General features: G+C 41.4%; 17 protein-coding genes and 4 tRNA genes. 9 read left to right on the forward strand and 12 right to left on the reverse strand.

Annotation, left to right across the window (positions count from 1 at the left end; translation table 11 throughout):
- Positions 1-40 precede the first annotated feature (40 nt).
- The 3 genes from H3T84_RS03710 (at position 41) to H3T84_RS03720 (ending at position 2687) form a co-directional block, all read left to right on the forward strand.
- Positions 41-634, forward strand: coding sequence for a hypothetical protein (locus H3T84_RS03710; protein ID WP_198218077.1), 594 nt, complete (start codon positions 41-43; stop codon positions 632-634).
- A 314-nt stretch (positions 635-948) separates the two neighbouring features.
- Entirely contained in the window at positions 949-1170 is a 222-nt protein-coding gene (locus H3T84_RS03715; RefSeq protein WP_198218084.1) for a hypothetical protein, read from the forward strand.
- A gap of 215 nt (positions 1171-1385) precedes the next feature.
- On the forward strand, positions 1386-2687 hold the full coding sequence (locus H3T84_RS03720) for a threonine/serine exporter ThrE family protein (RefSeq protein WP_198218086.1): 1302 nt from the start codon (positions 1386-1388) through the stop codon (positions 2685-2687).
- A 190-nt stretch (positions 2688-2877) separates the two neighbouring features.
- On the opposite strand, the gene H3T84_RS03725 is transcribed toward H3T84_RS03720, so the two are convergent.
- Positions 2878-2964 (reverse strand) — tRNA-Leu (locus H3T84_RS03725).
- Between the two features lie 87 nt (positions 2965-3051).
- Here H3T84_RS03725 and rnr point away from each other — a divergent pair.
- Positions 3052-5385, forward strand: coding sequence for a ribonuclease R (gene rnr / locus H3T84_RS03730; RefSeq protein WP_198218094.1), 2334 nt, complete (start codon positions 3052-3054; stop codon positions 5383-5385).
- A gap of 382 nt (positions 5386-5767) precedes the next feature.
- Here the strand turns inward: rnr and H3T84_RS03735 are convergent, their stop codons facing one another.
- The 8 genes from H3T84_RS03735 to H3T84_RS03770 all read right to left on the reverse strand — a co-directional run bounded on the left by H3T84_RS03735 (position 5768) and on the right by H3T84_RS03770 (position 12764).
- The gene (locus tag H3T84_RS03735) at positions 5768-6340 is read right to left on the reverse strand and encodes a 50S ribosomal protein L25/general stress protein Ctc (protein ID WP_037391835.1); all 573 of its coding nucleotides are present in this window, start codon (positions 6338-6340) and stop codon (positions 5768-5770) included.
- Positions 6341-6402: 62 nt separating this feature from the next.
- Positions 6403-7389 carry a ribose-phosphate pyrophosphokinase gene (locus tag H3T84_RS03740; protein WP_100115887.1) on the reverse strand — a complete coding sequence of 329 codons (987 nt, stop codon included), beginning with the start codon at positions 7387-7389 and terminating at the stop codon, positions 6403-6405.
- Positions 7390-7946: 557 nt separating this feature from the next.
- Positions 7947-8022 (reverse strand) — tRNA-Gln (locus H3T84_RS03745).
- A gap of 30 nt (positions 8023-8052) precedes the next feature.
- Positions 8053-8128, reverse strand: a tRNA-Gln gene (locus tag H3T84_RS03750).
- 19 nt (positions 8129-8147) lie between these two features.
- Positions 8148-8223: transfer RNA gene (locus H3T84_RS03755), tRNA-Gln, on the reverse strand.
- Positions 8224-8233: 10 nt separating this feature from the next.
- A complete protein-coding gene (ispE, locus tag H3T84_RS03760; protein WP_198218097.1) occupies positions 8234-9082 on the reverse strand; it encodes a 4-(cytidine 5'-diphospho)-2-C-methyl-D-erythritol kinase in 849 nt (282 codons plus the stop codon).
- 15 nt (positions 9083-9097) lie between these two features.
- Positions 9098-9715: a lipoprotein insertase outer membrane protein LolB gene (gene lolB, locus H3T84_RS03765; RefSeq protein ID WP_174833276.1), complete on the reverse strand. Its 618-nt coding sequence runs from the start codon at positions 9713-9715 to the stop codon at positions 9098-9100.
- Positions 9716-9914: 199 nt separating this feature from the next.
- Positions 9915-12764, reverse strand: a complete 2850-nt coding sequence (locus tag H3T84_RS03770; RefSeq protein WP_198218099.1) for a tetratricopeptide repeat protein — start codon at positions 12762-12764, stop codon at positions 9915-9917.
- A gap of 331 nt (positions 12765-13095) precedes the next feature.
- Between H3T84_RS03770 and mutM the strand changes: the two genes are divergently transcribed.
- Together mutM and H3T84_RS03780 are read left to right on the forward strand one after the other, a co-directional pair.
- Positions 13096-13923: a bifunctional DNA-formamidopyrimidine glycosylase/DNA-(apurinic or apyrimidinic site) lyase gene (gene mutM, locus H3T84_RS03775; protein ID WP_174833274.1), complete on the forward strand. Its 828-nt coding sequence runs from the start codon at positions 13096-13098 to the stop codon at positions 13921-13923.
- 6 nt (positions 13924-13929) lie between these two features.
- Positions 13930-14739 (forward strand): lysophospholipid acyltransferase family protein, encoded by an 810-nt coding sequence (locus tag H3T84_RS03780; RefSeq protein ID WP_198218100.1) that lies wholly within the window; start codon positions 13930-13932, stop codon positions 14737-14739.
- 14 nt (positions 14740-14753) lie between these two features.
- Here the strand turns inward: H3T84_RS03780 and pdxH are convergent, their stop codons facing one another.
- On the reverse strand, positions 14754-15386 hold the full coding sequence (gene pdxH / locus H3T84_RS03785; RefSeq protein WP_198218412.1) for a pyridoxamine 5'-phosphate oxidase: 633 nt from the start codon (positions 15384-15386) through the stop codon (positions 14754-14756).
- A gap of 190 nt (positions 15387-15576) precedes the next feature.
- Here pdxH and hemA point away from each other — a divergent pair, with 190 nt between their 5' ends.
- Positions 15577-16839, forward strand: coding sequence for a glutamyl-tRNA reductase (hemA, locus tag H3T84_RS03790; protein WP_096765398.1), 1263 nt, complete (start codon positions 15577-15579; stop codon positions 16837-16839).
- A 91-nt stretch (positions 16840-16930) separates the two neighbouring features.
- A complete protein-coding gene (gene prfA, locus H3T84_RS03795) occupies positions 16931-18013 on the forward strand; it encodes a peptide chain release factor 1 (RefSeq protein ID WP_198218102.1) in 1083 nt (360 codons plus the stop codon).
- Between the two features lie 55 nt (positions 18014-18068).
- On the opposite strand, the gene H3T84_RS03800 is transcribed toward prfA, so the two are convergent.
- Positions 18069-18944, reverse strand: coding sequence for a DMT family transporter (locus H3T84_RS03800; RefSeq protein ID WP_037474563.1), 876 nt, complete (start codon positions 18942-18944; stop codon positions 18069-18071).
- 49 nt (positions 18945-18993) lie between these two features.
- Positions 18994-19257: a DUF1289 domain-containing protein gene (locus H3T84_RS03805; protein ID WP_037474560.1), complete on the reverse strand. Its 264-nt coding sequence runs from the start codon at positions 19255-19257 to the stop codon at positions 18994-18996.
- Positions 19258-19493: 236 nt separating this feature from the next.
- Between H3T84_RS03805 and typA the strand changes: the two genes are divergently transcribed.
- Positions 19494-21308 (forward strand): translational GTPase TypA, encoded by a 1815-nt coding sequence (gene typA, locus H3T84_RS03810; protein WP_025330592.1) that lies wholly within the window; start codon positions 19494-19496, stop codon positions 21306-21308.
- Positions 21309-21654 lie beyond the last annotated feature (346 nt).

Genomic DNA, 21654 nt, shown 5'->3' on the forward strand with positions numbered 1-21654 from the left:
AGTAGATTAACATTTCCTCTAATTATTAAAGTGAAATTATATGACTGGTAAAATTAAACTGCCTGCTTTAGAAATCTTTATGACTGCAGTGGATGCAGTAGAGTTCTCCAAAGTTTTAAAAGATCAGATTGAGTCGGTTAAATTTATTACACAATATATTTGGCCTGATCTAAATATACCAATTTCAGATGTACTGGATATGGAAATAGCTAAAAATATAAATTTTAGTATTATAAATACCGATATTTTAAGTATTGAAGATTATAAAAAAAAATATGTTATACATTATCCAGGGTCAAATTATGATGGTGCTATGGTTGGAGAAGGTCTTGTCCGTTTTTCATGTTCCTGCATAGCTGGTTATGCACCCGGATCTTTAATGAACGGTCGATTAACTGCTTCTTATGATGTGGTAAAACAACCTGAGACCGATAAATTTGTAAAAGCCGTATGGAAAATATTTAAAAAAGGCGCCAAGAAGGTTTATTTAATTAATCGGGAAACGGGGCAGATTGCGGATAAACCTGAGACACGTTTTTTTGCCTGGCCGGACGCTGCGAAGAAATTTAATGGGGAAGATGGACATTATTTAACTAATCATGCCTTTGCCTATTTTGTGGCCAAAGACGTGTAATAAAATCCAAATAAAATAGCTATTGCTGATTTTTTATTCTGACAATCTAGTAGCACAAATAAACATAATTGTTTGCAAAACATTAATTTACTTAAAATTTTTGCACTAATTATTTTTGATAGTCTGAATAATTTGATTTTATTAGCTAATTTTAAGTCCGGCCTAATTTAAATTGCTTATTTATTAATAATTAATTTATTATTTTCAATCGTTAAAATAGTAATTTTTAATCTATTTGTTCTGGTTCAGAACAATTTATAATTGCATGTATCAGAATACACATTTAATTTTTTCAATACTTCAAAAGTATAAATATGATAAAAGATCGAAAATTTGCAAAAGAAGTGACAGATTTAATGCTTAATATAACTTCGGAACTGAATGAATCATTAATTAAGGCTCAAAATTGCTGTTCTGCGGAAGAATTTAATGAATATAGACGTGCTGTAGGAGTAATGTTAGGTAAAATGTACTTTGATGTACTAGTTCCATTATTTACAAAACATCCAGAAATTAAGCCTGAAGAGCTCAATTAATAATATATAACGTATTATCATGGGGTTGATTATCTTAGAACTATTTGACTAAGAGATATTTTAATAATTATTTTTTAGAAGATAATTAAATCTGAAACGCCGAGTATATTCATTTGCTACAGTAGACGGGAACTGAATTATATAATATTTCTTATTAAGCAACACCTACTTACAAGCGTTATAATACTTGCCTACTATTTTTATAAAAAAGTATTATGTCTTTGCCTCTTTCTTCTGATGAGCTTCAGTTAAATATCAAATCGGATCTGGTTTTACGCGTTGGTAAAATTTGTCTGGCAGCAGGTACCGGGAGTTATCGCATTAAACAGTCAATGCGTCATGTTGCTTATATGCTCGGCGTGGAAAATCAGGCACATATTACGCTTACTGAAATCAACTCTACCTGCCGTAATGGTAAACAGTTTAAAACTGAGGTTACCACGATTCAAGGTGTTGGAATTAATACTAATAATATCCAATTGCTTGAAACTCTGCTGATAGATACACAGGCTCGTTATCAGCAGATGAGTGAAAGCGAGCTGATTCGCTTTCTTGATAAATCTTTGTCAGAAATTGAAAATCAACCAGCCCTATACAGTTTACGGCAGTCAGCTTTGTTTGCTGCGGTTGCGTGTTCATCTTTTACTTTTTTAATCGGTGGTGGTTTGATTGAAATGCTGGGTGTATTTTTTGCCTCTGGTTCTGGCCAGGCGCTAAGAAAAACCCTGTTACATAAACATCTGAATCAGTTTGTTGTTACCATGCTGGCCGCTGCTGTCGCTTCTAGTGTGTATTTTCTGATTATTGGCGGTAGCCATCTTTTGCTGAAAGTGAATATTCAGCATACTGCCGGCTATATAGCTTCTATGCTGTTTCTGATACCCGGCTTTCCTTTGATAACCGGAGTGCTGGACTTAGCCAAGCTGGATTTTTCATCTGGTATTCAGCGTGTAGGTTATGCCATAACTGTAATTTTTTGCGCCACTTTTGCCGCATGGGTAGTTGCAGCCGGAATCCATATGGCACCGGAAGCTATGCTCTCACCTAACCTCTATCCGGTATGGACAGCTTTTTTTCGTCTGATTGCCAGCTTTTTTGGTGTACTTGGTTTTTCCCTGCTTTTTAACAGTCCGGTAAAAACTGCTTTAATGACTGCTTTTATCGGCATGTATGCCAATACTTTACGGCTGGAAATGATAGACCTGACTAATATACCTATTCAGGCAGCTTCTTTGATAGCAGCTTTTATTGTCGGTATCAGTGCATTTTATTTCAGCCACCATAGTAAATGTCCGCGTATTGCTTTATCGGTACCGGCAGTTTGTATTATGGTACCGGGCATTTATATGTTTCGCGCTATGTATTTTTTACAGCAAAACGATATTATTAATGCTATTAACTGGGGAGCACAGGCGATGCTTATTGTCTTGGCTTTACCATTAGGCTTAGTACTCGCACGGGTATGCACGGATAAAGAATGGGCATTTAATCAGCTCCCTGCTACGGAACATAAATAGTTTTTTATTTTGAAAATTATTTATATGTTTGATACAAAATAAATTGATATTTGAATTAATAAGTCAAATGTAGATTGAGTATGCAAATTTTATGCTAATCTGCAAATCTCTAAAAAATGATTATTAGTGATTTTAAGTTTTACAAAATAAAAAAAGATATCTAAACATTAGATATCTTTTTTTGGAATTCTGGTGCCCAGGAGAAGACTCGAACTTCCACACCATTGCTGGCACATGGACCTGAACCATGCGCGTCTACCAATTCCGCCACCTGGGCTTTTGCATATATTGCAACTTTCAGTTAAAGTATGTCTTTAACTGAGGAAGTGCATTATATATTCTCTAAAGAGATTGTCAATACTCTATGAAAAAAAAATCAGATTTACGCCATCAAGATCCATATTTAAAACGTGAATTACAACGTTATTCCAATCCTTTACCCAGCCGGGAATGGATTATTGCTGTTTTAGATAAAGTCGGTATTCCGGTCAAAATGACTGAATTATCACAGAAACTTAATATTACTAATGAAGAAATAGCTTTTTTTGAGCGTCGTTTAAATGCCATGGCACGAGACGGACAGATTCTAATTAATCGCCGCGGTGCCGTTTGTGTAGCCAATAAACTGGCACTGGTTAAATGCCGGATTGAAGTACACAAAGACGACTTTGGTTTTGCTGTACCGTTAAACCCTGCTGACGGTAGTGATTTTGTTCTCTACGCTCGCCAGATGTGCGGGTTAATGAACGGAGATATTGTCACTGTAAGACCGGCTGGTTCTGACCGTCGCGGGCGGCGTGAAGGTCAGGTGCTGGATGTCATCGAACGAGCTAATAAAGATGTGGTAGGACGACTCACAATTGAACATGGCATAGCTATGCTGGTGCCTGAAGATAAACGTCTGGGAGCAAGTATTGTGCTACAGCCTGACTCTTTGGGTAAAGCTAAAGCCGGTCAGGTTCTGGTAGCAAAAATTGAGTCCTATCCGAATGCAACTCAGGCAGCTGTGGCACGTGTTACAGAAATTCTTGGTGATTATGCTGACAGTGGTATGGAAATTGAAATTGCAGTACGCAAACATCATTTACCCTATCAGTTTAGTCAGGCCTGTATGGCTCAGGCCACTAAAATACCTGATCATGTTAAAGCTGATGAGCGAAAAAACCGAAAAGATCTGCGCGAGCTACCGCTTATTACTATTGATGGCGAAACAGCACGCGATTTTGATGATGCGGTATATGCAGAAAAAATTGGTCGTAATTACCGCCTGGTCGTTGCTATCGCTGATGTTAGCCATTATGTCCATCCTGATGATGCTATTGATCAGGATGCACAGGAACGTGCTACGAGTGTTTATTTTCCACGGCGGGTTATTCCGATGCTACCGGAGAATTTATCTAATGGCATCTGTTCCCTTAATCCGAATGTAGATCGCCTGTGCATGGTATGTGATATGGTGATTACTTATGCAGGCAATATTAAAAGCTATGAATTTTATCCGGCGGTAATGCGCTCACATGCACGACTTACCTATACACAGGCATGGGACTGGATTAGTAATGACCAGTTTGATGACCCGATGAAAACACATGTACTGAGTTTATACCGGCTATATCAGATTTTACTGAAAAAACGCCTGCAACGTGGTGCCGTGGAATTTGAAAGTATAGAAACACAGATGCTGTTCAATCAGCAGGGTAAAATTGAACGTATTATACCGGTTGAGCGCAATGAAGCTCATCGTCTGATTGAGGAATGTATGCTGGCTGCGAATGTCTGTGCTGCAGAATTTCTCAAGCATCATAAACATCCTGCTTTATACCGTAATCATGCCGGTCCGACCAGTGAGCGTCTGAATACTTTACGTGAGCAATTATCGCTACTTGGTTTACACCTAAATGGCGGTAATAGCCCTACTCCAAAAGATTATGCAGAACTAAGCGAAAAAATCAAAGAACGGCCTGATCAGAATGTAATCAGTATTATGCTGTTACGCTCAATGCAGCAGGCGGTTTATGAACCACAAAATATTGGCCATTTTGGTCTGGCCTATCCGGCATATACACATTTCACTTCACCAATCAGGCGTTATCCTGATCTGACTGTTCACAGAGCCATTAAGGCCATTTTACAGCATAAACAATATCAGCCAAAGTCGTGGTCTGAACTGGGTGTGCATTGTTCACTGGCAGAACGCAGAGCTGATAATGCCAGCCGTGATGTGCAAAACTGGCTTAAAACTTACTATATGCAGGACAAAATCGGTGAGGTTTTTTCCGGTACGATTTCCGGTATGGCAAATTTTGGTTTGTTTGTTACTTTAGATAATGTTTATATTGACGGTATGGTTCATATCAGCGATCTGGGTGAAGATTATTTTAATTATCATCCTGAAATGCTGGCCATTGTCGGAGAGCGCAGTGGTATCCGCTTTAAGCTGGGTGATAAAGTTGTAGTCAAAGTTGCTCGCGCGGATCTGGATACGAGCCGGATTGATTTGGTGCTGATTAGCACGAATAGTGGTAAGCGTCGCCGGACAAATAATGCGCAAAATATTCAGAAACAGCTTAAAGCCACTGTTAAACAGCCGCGCAAAGCACCCGGTAAGAAAACTAAGTCAAACAAAACAAAAACGGCTGCCATTCAGAAGTCACGTAGTAATGGTTCACGCAAAAAACCAGGCCGTAAAAAGTCCTGATGCTGCGTTATAATTGATTAAATCAATTTCTAAAAAGGTTTTTATCTGTGTTAAATCAGATAAAAGCTTTTTTATATTTTTGACTTTTTATGTTATTAATATATTTATAAAATAATCAGTATGCGTTACTTATTTTATAAAAAGTAATTTTAATGAAATAAAATATTTTTATATGTTTCTCTTGTGCAGGCCGTTTGTTTCTGATTTTTCAAATTTAACTTTATTTTTTAATATATAGATTAAATTGCAATTATTTCAATTTAGGAATTATTACTCTGGTTACTATAAAAAAACTGAAGTCTGTTACTACAGACTTCAGTTTTCAATGGCATTTTACTTTTAGGTAAAATACTAATCAGATGCAGGTATTGATCTGTACTGCTTATTTATTTTTACCTGTAGCAGAAGCAATAGCCAGATTTTCATTGCGATTTAACGCAACGCTGGTCACACCTTCCGGGAGCACTAAATCGGTCAGGTGACGAATTTCACCGGCACTGATGGTAGAAACATCCAGTTCCAATACAGCCGGAATGTTTTTCGGTAAAGCATTTACTTCTACGCTGGTAGCCAGCAGAGACACACGACCACTTTGCAATTTTTCTGCCGGAGAAATAGCAGCATTCAGCAAGTGCAGCGGAACACGAATATTGATGGCTTTATTTGCATCAACGGCCTGGAAATCAATGTGCTGTACCTGTTGTTTAAACGGATGCATCTGGAAATCACGTACAATAACGTCGTAGGTTTTGCCATTAACATCCAGTTTGATGATAGCAGTATGGAAAGATTCTTTTTCCAGTGCGTACCATAAAGTACGATGATCTACTGTAATGGCTACCGGTTCGGTACCTTCACCGTACAATACAGCCGGTACTTTACCTTCGCGACGCAGGCGGCGGCTCGCACCAGTGCCCTGAGCTTCACGGATTTCTGCTTTAATTTCGTAAGACATAACTACTCCAAAGTTGATAATGCCGTCATCGGCCGCGACCAGCTTAAGACGGCTTGGGGGTATTAAGGGAGAAACATTGCTCCCGGTATGGCCACATCTTCATTGAAAAGATATGACACAGATTCTTCGTTACTGATACGACGTACAGTTTCTGCAAGCAGGCCTGAAATACTCACCTGACGAATGCGTTCACATTTCTGTGCAGCTTCAGATAAAGGAATAGTATCAGTAACTACAACCTGATCGATTTCTGATGAAGCAATACGCTCAATCGCCGCTCCGGAAAATACCGGATGAGTAGCATAAGCCAGCACGCGTTCCGCACCACGTTCTTTTAGCGCTGATGCAGCTTTACATAAGGTGTTTGCTGTATCAATCATATCATCAATAATCAAACAGGTACGATTCTGAATTTCACCGATTACATTCATTACTTCTGCCACATTGGCTTTTGGCCGGCGTTTATCTATAATGGCCAGATCAGTACCCAGTGTTTTTGCTACGGCACGGGCGCGTACTACACCGCCGATATCAGGGCTGACAACTGTCAGATTATCGATGCGCTGCTTCTCAATATCATGCACCAGAATGGGGGTAGCATAAATATTGTCTACCGGAATATCAAAAAAGCCCTGAATCTGGTCAGCATGCAAGTCAACTGTAAGTACACGGTCGATACCGGCAGAATACAGCATATTGGCTACCAGTTTGGCAGAAATCGGCACACGTACTGAACGCGGACGACGATCCTGGCGTGCATAGCCGAAATAAGGAATGGCTGCAGTAATCCGTCCGGCTGAAGCACGCTTGAGTGCATCAGCCATTGTCAGGATTTCCATTAAGTTATCGTTAGTCGGTGCGCAGGTAGGCTGTACGATAAATACATCACGACCACGTACATTTTCGAGTAATTCAATTGCTATTTCGCCATCAGAAAATTTTCCAACTGAAGCACGTCCCAGAGAAATATCCAAATGTCTGGCCACGTTATTTGCCAGTTCCGGGTTTGCATTGCCGGTAAAAACCATCAAACTGTCGTATGCTGCCATTTCTGTTGTACCTGAGTCCTGTTTTGGTTTGATTTGATTTGTGTGAGGTAGATTAAACATTAATCCAAGGCTTTCATATCACCACTTACGCTGTAGTGTATCTGTCATATAAACAAGTAATGGCTTTCAACGTTATGAAATTTTGTGCTCAATTCGTTGTTAACCCGTTTACGTTATTTCTAAACTCAAAAGCAATGATCACCTCTTTAAAAAATATTTCCAGTCTGTACTGAATAGCTGCAAGTATCATAGTTGAAACAGATTTAATCAATTATTTTACTGATATTTAATAGAAACACAGCAAAATAGTAACACTATTCTATTACTATGATTAAAACTGTATTACATTTTTGCAGACTCAATCATGCTATGTATCACTAAAAAGTGAATACAATAATACAAACTTACAATATTTATGCCTGTTTTCCGACTGGAACCTGCCCGTCTGAAATTTAGACAAATTATATCACTTATGGCATCAACACGCGCCCTAAAATAACAATTTGTCATTTACACATTAAATAAGCGTGTAAGTAAACTTACACGCTTATCTGAATTGGCTGGGGAGGTAGGATTCGAACCTACGCATACCGGAATCAGAATCCGGGGTCTTAACCACTTGACGACTCCCCAATAGGGTTTACTGTCTGTTTACTCGAAATGTGGCTGGGGAGGTAGGATTCGAACCTACGCATACTGGGATCAAAACCCAGTGTCTTAACCACTTGACGACTCCCCAATGCTCTTTATCAAGCAACTGGCTGGGGAGGTAGGATTCGAACCTACGCATACTGGGATCAAAACCCAGTGTCTTAACCACTTGACGACTCCCCAACTACACACATCATTGATAAAACGGATGCCTCGTCAGGGAAGCAACACAATATGCCTGATGCGCGCAAGAAACTTTATTGTAAACAGCTTTTGCTGCACTTTCAGAATTAAATGACAAAAATACACATGCACCAGAACCACTCATCATTGGTGAACCGTATTCAGCCAAAACATCAAATGCCGCTTTTACTGCTGGATACTCAGCTAAAACAACGCTCTGCATATCATTGCGCCAGTGCTGTCCTGCTTGGAAGTCTGGCATTATCCGTGGCTTGGAATCACGTGTCAAGTCTTTATGTGCAAATATTTTCGGCGTACTGACATGCACCGGGGGCTTGATAATCACATACCATTGTTTTGGCAAAGATATCGGGATTAATTGCTCACCAATGCCGCGGGCAAATGCACTTTGTCCAAAAATAAAAAACGGTACATCTGCACCTAAGCGCACGCCAAGCTGTAATAGCTCTATCTTACTGAGATTAAGCTGCCACAAACGGTTAAGCACCATTAATACGACTGCCGCATCCGCACTGCCGCCACCTAGTCCGCCACCTACAGGAATCTGTTTTTCCAGCCAGATATCTACTCCGTATTCAGTACCGGTATGGCCGGATAATAACTGGGCTGCACGCACACACAAATCCTGTTCTTCAGTAATGCCGTCAGTTGGCGTATGTAACTTTATGCAGCCTGTCTGATTTACGCTGAACCAGATATGATCATACAGCTCAATCAGAGTAAAAATGCTTTCAAGTAAATGGTAGCCGTCGGCGCGCCGTCCGACGATTCTCAAATCAAGATTCAGCTTGGCCGGCGCCAGAAAATGCCGTGCATCAGCTGCTGGAGATTTATTCATATTTTAAATAATTAATCAGGATAATCTTTGACGCAATTCGCATTGTGCTGATTTCGGACTCTCATCAGTATCTGTATATTCATCAAACACCAGTCTGATATTAAAGCGTGCATTATTTAACAGTACAATACGCGGATTACGGCTTCCGTTTTGTTGCTGACGCTGGATAATCCAGCCAGACTGTTTAAGCTTGCCGTCGGGCAATAACTGATAAGGCTCACCTGTAATCCAGTATCCCTGCACCCATTGATTTAAATGATCAAACGGAAGCTCAAAACCAAGCATACGCTGACTTAATTCCTCAATACTGGCTGCAGTAATTACCTGCCCTTTACTGTCCTCTGCAATTACTCCTGAGCTATCAGTACATAAAACCCCTACACTATTACCCAATGGTGTTTTGACTTCAATTGTTTGTACCATACCGGTATTCTGCCAGCTAAAATTTGCATAGCTTCCTTTACCCTGATCCTTGATAGCCAGACGTCCGGAACTGTCAAAACCGGAAACATCATTTTCATTACCGGCCTGCCAGTCTGATGCTGATGTTATTCTGTCCGGTATCAGGCTGCCACAGGCACTTAAAGCCAAACTAAAAATAACTACAGCCAGATAACGTTTTTTTGTATACAAATATGAATATATCATTTTTCGCTTTAATTTCAATAATGGTGATTATTGTAATGTTAGAAGTAGTAACTGTATCTACAATATAAAATTAAATTTATAATTACAATTTTAAAATAAATAATCAGCTGCCGTTTATACTAGTGCATACGGCAGCTTTTCCAATCAATTTCAATAATTCTGCATCAAAATCAGTAACTATTAATTATTTGCTGTTTTGTATCTTCGGTGTGGCAGTTACTGTAAGACTCGACGGATTTACATTAAATTTCTTCAAAATTTGCTGTAATTCTTTCTGGTCTGAGTCTTTATTAGCCAATCCCTGTGCCCAGATTTGGCGCGCCTGTTCCTGCTCTCCTTGCTGCCACAATACTTCACCCAGATGTGCTGCAATGGCACTTTCCTGCCGAATCTGATAGGCTGAGCGTAAAAGCGGTAATGCTTTTTCAGGCTGGTTATTCAGATAATAGGCCCACCCCAGACTATCCTGAATCGCCCAGGACTGATTATCTAGCTGACTTGCATGTTGCAAAATCGATAAAGCCTCTGCCCAGTAGCGTTTTGGCATACTCAGCATAGTATAGCCTAGCCCATTATATCCTTCCGCATCATCAGGTTTTAATTCAATAAAAGCGCGAATATCTTTTATTGCTTTTTTCGGCTGATCCAATTTGTCACTATAAGCTGTTGCTCGCGAATACAGAAGGAATGCTTTTAGGTCTGTATTATTATCTTCAGATGTAACAGTTTTTTTGTCTGCATCTTTTAGCATCTGTGTCAGCTTTTGCACATAAGCTTTCGGATCAAGGGTTTTATTATCAATTGAAACTGATAACATAATAGTATCGATACCATCGAAAACAGGTGATTCTTTATTCTGATTCATCCGATCTAACCACTGCTTTGCTGCCGGTATATTATTCTGGATTACTTCAATCATCCCCATCAGATAGGCTTTATCTCTGGCTAATTCATTATCAGTCACTTTATCCAGCCACTTACGTGCAGAGGTCATATCCTGATTAGAAAAATAATGAGTTGCAGCGAGAAGTGCTGCCTGGCTTTGTTGAAGTTTGTTACCTGTCTGAATGACTTTGTTAATATTTTCAATCAAAGCCGGTTCATTGGTTCCGTTGCTAAATAAAACTGCTGCCTGTTGCAAATAGACATCTGCCTTAGCCTGAGTTTCTGCTGTTTTCGCTGTAGCTAAGGGCAGACTGGCCGGAACGATTTGATATTTACTCAATATTTCACTCAGAATCTTATGATCACTGGCTTTATTAATCCAGCCCTGAGCCCATATCTGACGAGCTTCATCCTCACGCCCCAGCTGCCAGTAAACTTCACCCAGATGGGCAGCCACTTCACTCTCCGGCTGATTATGAAATGCATACTCTAGTAAAGGCAACGCTTTTTCTGCATCACCATTAAGAAAATAAGCCCAGCCAAGGCTGTCATTAATTGCCGGAGACTGGCTACTTAATGCATAAGCTTGCTCGAGTAATTGCTGAGCCTCCTGCCAGTTATCTTTAGGCAGGCTTAATAAGGTGTAGCCCAGTGCATTAAGTCCTTCCACCTGATTAGGCCGCATTTTCACATACCGGCGCAGATCTGCTACTGCTTTTACTGGCTCATTAAGATTATCTGCATACAATAGTCCGCGCAGGAGTAATAACGGCGGAACATCTACAGTCTGCGCTCTGGCATCACCATGTTCTGCTTCATTAATCACTCTATTCAGATATTGTTCATATTTCTGGTTGGTGAGTGAAGAACTATTTATAAATGTTTGCAGACGAAGTAAATCCGAAGCGCTGAAAAAAGTACCTGCCGGTGTTTTAGTTGTCTGAGCTTTATTCAGCCATTGCTGAGCTGATTTCCAGTGTTTTTCTTCAGCCTCAAGTGAGCACATCATAAGTGCCTGGTCAAAGAAAAACTGCGGGTCATTGACTTTAGTTGCCCATGTACGGGAAGCCGGCAAATTATGTTCATCATAATAGCGCATAGCCACCATCATGGCCGCTTTACTGCGCTGAGTAGGATCACCCAGTTCGACAATTTTATCTGCATATGAGGCAATGGTATCTGTAGCAGCTTTCTGACTGACAGCCAGATAAACCGCCTGCAAATACAGATCCGCGCTTTTACTGTTTTCAAGTAACGGCTGTATAAGCTGATATGCCTGTTGTAATTGATTATTTTTAATCAGCAACTCTATATAAAGACTTTGCCATTTAGCCGGCATAGTATCTACACCGGTTTGCTGATAGAAATCCAGTAAATATTGCGGCTGCTTAAGGTTAATCAGATTTAGTGTCAGCTGACTGGCCGGAAAAATATCGGTATCCAGACGAACCAATGACTGCAATGCTTTAATAGTTTGTTCTTTGTGTGAACCGGTTACACCATAAATGGCATCAGCAATTAACGCTTCTGCCATTTGAGGATGTAAAATTGCTGTTTTGTGTATCGGTGCATTCAATTCATCAGTGGCATTCAGATTATTTACCCGCAGCTGTGCCAGTTTTAAAAACAACCGGCGCAGCTGATAATCATTAACATTAGATAAAACTGCATCTATATTTTTCAGTACTTGCGGCATATCATTTTTGGCAATAGCCAACTCTAACATTAAACGCTGTCTGATCGGCGTCTCTGTCGGCTCGATTTGCTGCCAGCGATTGGCAATGGTTTGCGCTTCAGTGATTTTATTTGCATCAAGAGCCATTTCCATTGCCCGTTCAGCTACCTCCGGTTCCTGTGTATGCTCAAGCATTCGCATATCTGCAGTCAGAGCGAAATCAGTTTTACCCCCAGAATAAATAAGTTCATTAGCAAACAAAGTAAAAATATCATTGGCACGGCCGGCAATAGCCAGACGCCGTTGCAGCGAAGCCGCATCATCCGGTGCTGTAATCTGATTATTTATCCGCTCAATTTTAGTTTGAATCAATGGTACTGGTTTATGCTGCTCTGACACACTGTTGGCATTGGCCATATGTACAGCCATTAAACTTAAAACAATCGGGGTAATACGATGAATCCAATGAGGCATTAAACTTCTCCATATATGCAAATCAGTTTACGTAGACACTGAATCATAAATAAATAACAATTCTGTACTTGTGCAGGAAATTTTTTACTAATCGCGGTCTATTAGGCAATACGTGTTAAGTTATTAAATACTTTAACTGGCACGATAAAATTTGCAGCCGTTTAAAGAATAAACTATAAGGGTAAAATAATTTGCTACTTTAACACAGACAATTTTAGCTGCGTATGACCTATGCCAATTTTATCTAATTAAAACGGATACTGTATGTGCTTTAAATTTTATTTTCATGATGCTATTGTAACGATTCTATTCTGAAGAATATAAATAAATTATGCCCGAATTACCCGAAGTAGAAACAACGCTGCGCGGAATCGCCCCTTTTATTGTCAATCAAACTATTTCAAGGGTAGAGGTGCGTCAGCCGCGTTTACGCTGGCCGATAATAGATAATCTTGGGAAACAGCTTGGCGGCGAAAAAGTATTATCAGTCAGACGCAGAGCTAAATACCTGCTGATTGAATTAGCTTCAGGTACATTAATTATTCATCTGGGTATGTCGGGCAGTTTACGCGTCTTTACTGACTTTACTGCACCGCCGGTACAAAAGCATGATCATGTAGATATTAATTTCAGTAATGGTACGCTCTTACGATTTCATGACCCGAGACGTTTCGGAGCTGTTTTATGGTTTATCGGACTCATTGAACAACATCCTTTATTAGTTAACCTCGGGCCTGAACCACTCAGCCAGGATTTTAATACTGATTATTTGCAACAAAAACTTTCAAACCATAAACGTGCGATTAAAACAGCAATTATGGATAATAAAATTGTTGTCGGTGTAGGCAATATCTATGCTAACGAAGCATTATTCCGCACTGGTATCCATCCGGCCACTCCGGCTATGAAGCTGAATAAACAGCAGATTAGTGCATTAACTGCAGAAATTAAACAGGTATTACAGGAGGCCATTACGGCCGGTGGCAGTACTTTAAGAGATTTTGTAAATAGTGCTGGCACAAGTGGCTATTTTCAGCTACAACATCAGGTATACGGGCGAGCCGGAGAACCATGCCCGCAATGCGGGCATCCGATTGAAAAAATGGTTTTAGGACAAAGAAGCAGTTTTTATTGTCCTCTATGCCAGAAAAAACGATAAATAAAAATGACAAAATCAGAACATACTTCTTTAATTACCCGTTTTTCGCGTATTTTCAGACTGGCTTTATGGCTGGTTAAGACAATCAGACGGGTAAATCGGTTTGAGACCCTGAATGAAACAGAGCGAAATAAGGAATTAATTTCAATTGCACATAATTTACTTGATATTCTGCACGTAAAGGTAAACTCTGAACAATCCTTACCAAACACAGCAAGTATGCCCTGGCTTACTGTAGCCAATCATATTAGCTGGCTGGATATTTTCGTATTAATGTCCTATATCCCTGGTGGTTTTATTGCCAAACAAAGTGTCAAATCATGGCCGGTAATCGGCAGACTGGCTACAAACGGGGGGACTGTTTATATTAATCGTCAGTCGAGGCAAGATATTAATCCGGTTATCAAAGCCATAGTGCTGGCATTGCATGAAGGTAAAAACGTCCTGTTTTTTCCCGAAGCATATACATCTGAGGGAATGACTACCCTGCCATTTAAAGCAGCACTGTTTCAGGCAGCAATTGATACAGATACACCCGTGATGGCAGTAGCCATGCGCTATTACAACCCTCAGGGACAGCGTACATCTAAAGTAGCATTTGCCGGCAAAACCAGTTTATTTCGTAGTCTGTGGAATATAGTATCTATGCCGGAAATTATAGTAAAAGTAGATTTTTCTGCGTTGCTGAATATTGCTGAAAACAAAACAAATGATCGTTTCAGCCTGAAAACTCAGGCTGAAGATTTTATTCAAAACAAAGTTCTTATGGACAGTCCGGCTACAGCAACCGCACCTTCAACTTCCGATTCAATATAGGCACAAAAAGATGTTTAAGGCGATAGGCGCTGTTTAATCCAGAGATTATTTTGTCGTGTATACTGAATACGGTCATGTAAACGGCTTGGTCTTCCCTGCCAGAATTCTACCAGCTCGGGTTTAACCAGATATCCGCCCCAATGCGGCGGTCTGGGTACATTGAACAAATATTTTGCTCCCAGTTTTGCTGCGCGCGCCATCAGCTCGGTTTTACTATTAATTACGGCACTTTGTTCGCTAGCCCATGCGCCAATACGGCTGCTGTAAGGCCGGGACTGAAAATAGGCATCTGATTCTGCTGTAGGTAATTGTTGTACACTTCCCTCCACCCGTACCTGACGCTCTAGTTCCGGCCAGAAAAATGTGAGTGCCGCATGCGGATTCAGACTTAAAGAACGACCTTTACGGCTATGATAATTAGTAAAAAATACAAAGCCTTCCGTTGTCACTTCTTTTAACAGCACAATGCGGGCATTAGGTCGTCCGTTTTGATCAACAGTAGCAACATTCATAGCTGTCGGTTCATTTACTTTGGCATGCATGGCAGCCATTAACCATTTTTGAAACTGCTCCAAAGGCTCTTCACCGCAATCAGCTTCACTAAGTGACTGTTGGCTGTAATCCTCGCGAATATCGTGTAAATCCAGATTCTTCATTTTTTATTTATGCATGCGAAAAAAGTTATTTACATCACTCTCAGGCATGATTTACTGCTTTTTCAGCACTGATAGCGTATAATTGCCCGATTTAATAACTTTATATTTATATAGAATATAAAGTCTGGCTGGCAATTATCCTACCCGCGGTAGCGGGCAAACGCAAATTACTTCAGGTAGTATGTCTTTAACCGTTATCGGACTTAATCACCAAACTGCGCCAGTTTCTGTACGTGAACGTTTGGCTTTCCCTGCCATAGAACTGGCAGAAGCACTGACTGCGCTTGGCAATCAGGAAGAAATAGCAGAAGCAATGATTCTGTCTACCTGTAACCGTACAGAAATTTACTGTATTGGTAATGCAACCACAGCTATACAATGGCTGGCCGACTACCATCAATTGCCATTATCTGAATTTGCTCCCTATTTATATCAATTCCATGATAAACAGGCTGTGCAGCATGCCTTTCGGGTGGCTTGCGGACTGGATTCAATGGTTTTAGGTGAACCGCAGATTCTCGGACAATTAAAAGAAGCCGTACGCGTTGCCCGCAGCCGGAATACGCTGCATCAGCAGCTGAATGCTCTGTTTGAAAAAACTTTTGCAGCAGCAAAAGAAATTCGCAATGAAAGTGCAGTCGGCGAAAACTCTGTATCCATGGCAGCGGCGGCAGTCAAAATGGCCGCACAGATTTTTCCCGATATTTCGGCATTGAATGTTTTAATGGTGGGTGCCGGTGAAATGATTGAGCTGGTGGCCACCTATTTTGCCGCAGAATGTCCGCGGCGCCTGACTGTTCTAAACCGTACGCTGGAACGGGCTCAGGAATTATGTCAGAAATTAAGCTGTGAAGCAGATGCACGCATATTAACTGCTTTACCTGAAATTCTGGCTGAATACGACGTAATTGTTTCTTCTACTGCCAGCCCTTTTCCGGTTATTGGTAAAGGTTTGGTAGAACGCGCACTCAGGCAGCGGCGCGGCATGCCGATATTTTTACTTGATCTGGCCGTACCGCGTGACATTGAAGCCGAAGCAGGCGAACTGAACGATGCGTATTTGTATAGTGTTGATGATATGGTGCATATTGTGCAGCATGGTCAGGCAGCACGGCAACAGGCTGCAGCTGAAGCTGAAAAGATGGTTGCAGGCAAAGTTGCTGAGTTTATTGCATGGCAACAGACACGCAATAGCGTTCCTTTAATTTGTGAATTGCGCGATCAGGGTGAACAGCAGCGCAGCAAAGCAGTCAATAAAGCTCTGCGCCGTCTGCGTAAAGGTACACCAGTTGAAGAAGTATTGCAGCGTTTAAGCCGTGAGTTAACCAACAGCCTTTTGCATGCACCTACCCGAGCTTTAAATAAAGACAGTCAGCAATATCCTGAGCTGGCCGAGGCCATTTGTCAGATTTACCAGCTGCATGGAAAAAATCAGCAGCATTAGCTACTGCCTCCAACTTATTCATAATCCTTAACTCTTTATATCTAATATAGTCTCAATGGACTGATAGCTTTTATTTAATACGGAATACCAGATGAAACCTTCATTGATAGACAAGTTACAGCACCTGACTGAGCGTCTGGAAGAAGTAACCGCTTTGCTGGCTTCTCCTGATGTCACGAACAATATTGACGAATATCGTCGCCTTACCCGTGAACATGCCGAGCTTACACCGGTAGTAGAAACCTATCGCCAGTATACACAGGCAGAAACTGATCTAGCTGCCGCAGAAGAAATGCTGGCAGACCCGGAATTAAAAGAATTTGCGGCTGAAGAGATCAATACTGCCCGTAATCAGATTACTCAGCTAGATGGCGAGCTACAAAAACTTTTGTTACCAAAAGACGAAGACGATGACAAGAATATTTTCATAGAAATTCGTGCCGGAACCGGTGGTGATGAAGCAGCTTTATTTGCCGGCGATTTATTGCGCATGTATACCCGCTTTGCAGAACGTATGGGCTGGCAGGTAGAAATTGTATCCGCCAGTGAAAGTGATCTGGGTGGCTATAAAGAGGTGATTGCACGAATTGTAGGCATGAATGTTTACAGTCAGCTCAAGTTTGAATCTGGCGGCCATCGTGTTCAGCGCGTACCAACTACAGAAAGTCAGGGCAGAATCCATACCTCAGCCTGTACTGTTGCCATTATGCCGGAAGCCGATGAAGTTGCTGAAGTACAGCTCAATCCGAACGATTTACGCATTGATACTTTCCGCGCCTCCGGTGCCGGCGGTCAGCATATTAACAAGACGGATTCTGCCGTACGTATTACTCACTTACCAACGGGTATGGTAGTGGAGTGTCAGGATGGGCGTTCACAGCATGCCAATAAAGCACAGGCAATGCGAGTACTTGCTTCCCGACTGTATGAACAGCAGAAACATACTGCTCATGCCAAAGAGGCTGCTGAACGTAAAAGCCTGATTGGCAGCGGCGACCGCAGTGAACGTATTCGAACTTATAATTATCCGCAAGGCAGAGTAACCGATCATCGCATCAACCTTACTCTGCATAAACTGGATTTTATTATGGATGGTGATTTATCTGAGCTGACACAGGCATTAATTGCCGAGCATCAGGCTCAGCAGCTGGCACAATTAAGTAATGTCGGCTAAGCTCATCAAAAAAAAGCTGTTCTGATTTTCAGAACAGCTTTTCAATATAAATCGGCTACAACAAAGAATTAAGCCTGCTGCCATAAAACAGAAACCAGATTGCAGCAATCGCCAGTACAATTCCGGCAGCATTAAAGCCATTGATTTTTTCTTTAAACACAAAAGCGCCAATAATAGTGGCCAGTGTTATTACACCCAGATTCATACCGGCAAACACCAGCGAAGGATCTTGCTGAAAATACTGATGTGCACGAATGTAAAACAGAATATTGGCAAAATTCAAACCACCCAATATCAGACCTGCCAGAATACTGGCCGCATTCCAGACTGTTCTGCGTAAACACAGATAACATATAATCAGAATGGCAGCGAGTATAAATGACACCAGCAAGGTCGGTGCAAAAGCTGTTCCGCTTTTCGCCATCTGTTTAAACAGAATATCTGTAGTTCCGTAACAAAGCCACACACCGAATAAGTAGCCGGCAGTACTTAAAAAATCGCCTTTTCCTTTGCCTTTAGCCGGATTCTCACGGTACAGCAAGGTAAGCAAGGCCATCAGTGCCAGTGCAATTCCGATAATTTTGTTAGTGCTTAAAGTTTCTCCAAAGAGCACAAATGCGGCCACTATAGGCATAAATAGCGACAGGCGCTGTGCAGCATCTGTTTTTACCATTCCCGCCTGTTCGATAGCCCGCCCCAGCACAATAAAGCCGAGCGGCAGACCAATACCTAAAGCCAGAAAAATAATCCAGTGACTGCTATAAGTATGCCAATCAGAAAAATCCGGACGTAAAAAAAACCAGGTGCAGGCAGCAGCTACCGGGTAATTAATCGCTACGGCCTGAGCAATATTAACACCGTTTCTGCGTGCCAGTTTCAGTAATACTGACACAGAGACACTACATAGAATACTAATAATCAGAAAATGCATTTTTCCCCCAAAATCAAAATTTACGAACTGACTTATCAGCTATTAAAAACTAAAAATCAAAATCTGCCTGCAGCCATATTTGCTCACTCAGATTTTGTTCTGTCTGGTCTGCTGGTTGTGATTGCATTTGTTCCAGCTTGCGCCGGCGCAATGCACACAAACGCAGCACATACTGTTTCTGAGTATCAGACATACGTAACCAGTAAAGACGCTCGTCTCTGCTGCGCAGGCAGCCTTTGCAATATCCCTTTTGATTGCTTTCACAAATACCTTTACAGGGACTGGGAATAACAAAAAATTCTAACTGTTCCATTGCCTAGGTTTTGCATCCCTCTTCAATACCACAATTACAACAGACTGCCTTAAACAACCCAGCCGGAATAACACCGGAAAAACGTTAACTATGACACATACACAGATGTAAGTCAGCCTCTTTAATACAGAAAGAACATCTGATTTTGCTAAAAATTCCACGAAAAGCAGAGTAAATGTTATAATTCAAGGTTAATTTTCCTTACAAATAGCTAATAAACTAGGTTACACACTCCTATGAGTAAAAAAATTCGTAATATTGCCATTATCGCACACGTCGACCACGGCAAAACCACACTGGTAGACCAGTTATTACGCCAGTCCGGTACTTTCCGTGCCAATCAGCAGGTAGACGAACGAGTAATGGACAGCAACGATCTTGAAAAAGAACGCGGCATTACCATTCTTGCCAAAAATACCGCCATCGAATACGAAGGCTACCATATTAATATCGTTGATACACCCGGACATGCCGACTTTGGCGGCGAAGTAGAACGTGTACTGGGAATGGTAGACTGTGTGCTACTACTGGTGGATGCACAGGAAGGCCCGATGCCGCAAACCCGCTTTGTTACCAAAAAAGCACTGGCATTAGGGCTGAAACCGATTGTAGTGATCAATAAAATTGATAAGCCAAGTGCCCGCCCGAGCTGGGTAATTGACCAGACTTTTGAACTGTTCGATAAACTGGGCGCAACCGATGAACAGCTCGACTTCCCTATCGTTTATGCTTCTGGTCTGTCTGGCTTTGCTAAGCTGAATGAAGAAGACGAATCTACCGATATGCGTCCGCTGTTTGAAACCATTCTGAAATATACCCCAGAACCAGCCGGTGATGCAGATAAACCTCTGCAATTACAGATTTCTCAGCTTGATTATGATAACTATACAGGCCGGCTGGGTATCGGTCGTATTCTGAACGGACGAATTAAACCCGGTCAGGTAGTAGCTATCATGAATGAAGATAAGCAGATTGGTCAGGGACGCATTAATCAGTTGCTTGGCTTCAAAGGATTGGAACGCATTCCGTTACAAGAAGCAGAAGCCGGTGATATTGTTACGGTTTCCGGACTGGAAGATATAGGTATCGGTGTTACCATTGCTGATCGTGAACAACCTCAGGGGCTGCCTATGCTGAGCGTAGACGAACCTACCCTGACGATGGATTTCATGGTCAATACCAGCCCGCTAGCCGGTACAGAAGGTAAATTTGTTACCAGTCGCCAGATTCGCGAGCGTTTGCAAAAAGAATTGCTGACCAATGTAGCCCTGCGCGTTGAAGACACAGCAGACGCAGATGTATTCCGTGTTTCAGGCCGTGGTGAGCTTCATCTGACTATTCTGATTGAAAATATGCGCCGTGAAGGTTACGAGCTGGCTGTCGGCAAACCACGTGTGGTTTTCCGTGAAATTGACGGCGTTAAATGCGAACCTTACGAAAACCTGACTGTCGATGTAGAAGACAATACTCAGGGTGCTGTAATGGAAGAACTGGGTCGCCGCCGTGGTGAACTGACCAATATGGAAAGCGACGGCAAAGGCCGTACCCGTCTGGAATACCGTATTCCTGCGCGCGGTCTGATTGGTTTTCAGGGTGAATTCATGACCATGACCCGTGGTCAGGGACTGATGAGCCACGTATTTGATAATTACGCACCAGTAAAAGCAGAAATACCCGGCCGCCGCAATGGTGTACTGGTATCACAAGAACAAGGTGATGCCGTAGCCTATGCTTTATGGAATCTGGAAGACCGCGGTCGTATGTTTATCAATCCGGGCGAAAAAATTTACGAAGGCATGATTATCGGTATTCACAGCCGTGACAATGATCTGGTTGTTAATCCGCTTAAAGGCAAAAAACTGACTAATGTCCGTGCTTCCGGCACAGATGAAGCAGTGCGTCTGACTCCGCCGGTACTGATGTCTCTGGAAGCTGCGGTAGAGTTTATCGATGATGATGAACTGGTAGAAATTACTCCGCAAACCATTCGCCTGCGTAAACGCTACCTGAGCGAACAGGAACGCCGCAAACACTTTAAAAAATTAGATTAATTAAAGTTTATCTGGCACAGGCAGCTTTTTAAAGGCTGCCTTTTTTCAATATCGAATATTTTTCTTTAAGAACAATATTTCTTAATAAATAGTATTGTTATTCAATCTGGTTATTGTATTGCTATTGAATCATCCAGTCTCAACAAATAGCACAGCTTTATTTATCATTTATATTTTATACAGATTGTCTGTACTGCAATTGCTCACTAATATACAGATACCATGCCAAACTGATAAAATTATCTGTATTAATCACCGGTTGATTACATATTTTTTATCTACACTACAAAATTTATCCTTGTATGTGACAACCGCATCCCCCATTTTACTATTCTATATTATGAAT

Source organism: Snodgrassella sp. M0110 (assembly GCF_016101465.1).
Lineage (GTDB): Bacteria > Pseudomonadota > Gammaproteobacteria > Burkholderiales > Neisseriaceae > Snodgrassella > Snodgrassella alvi.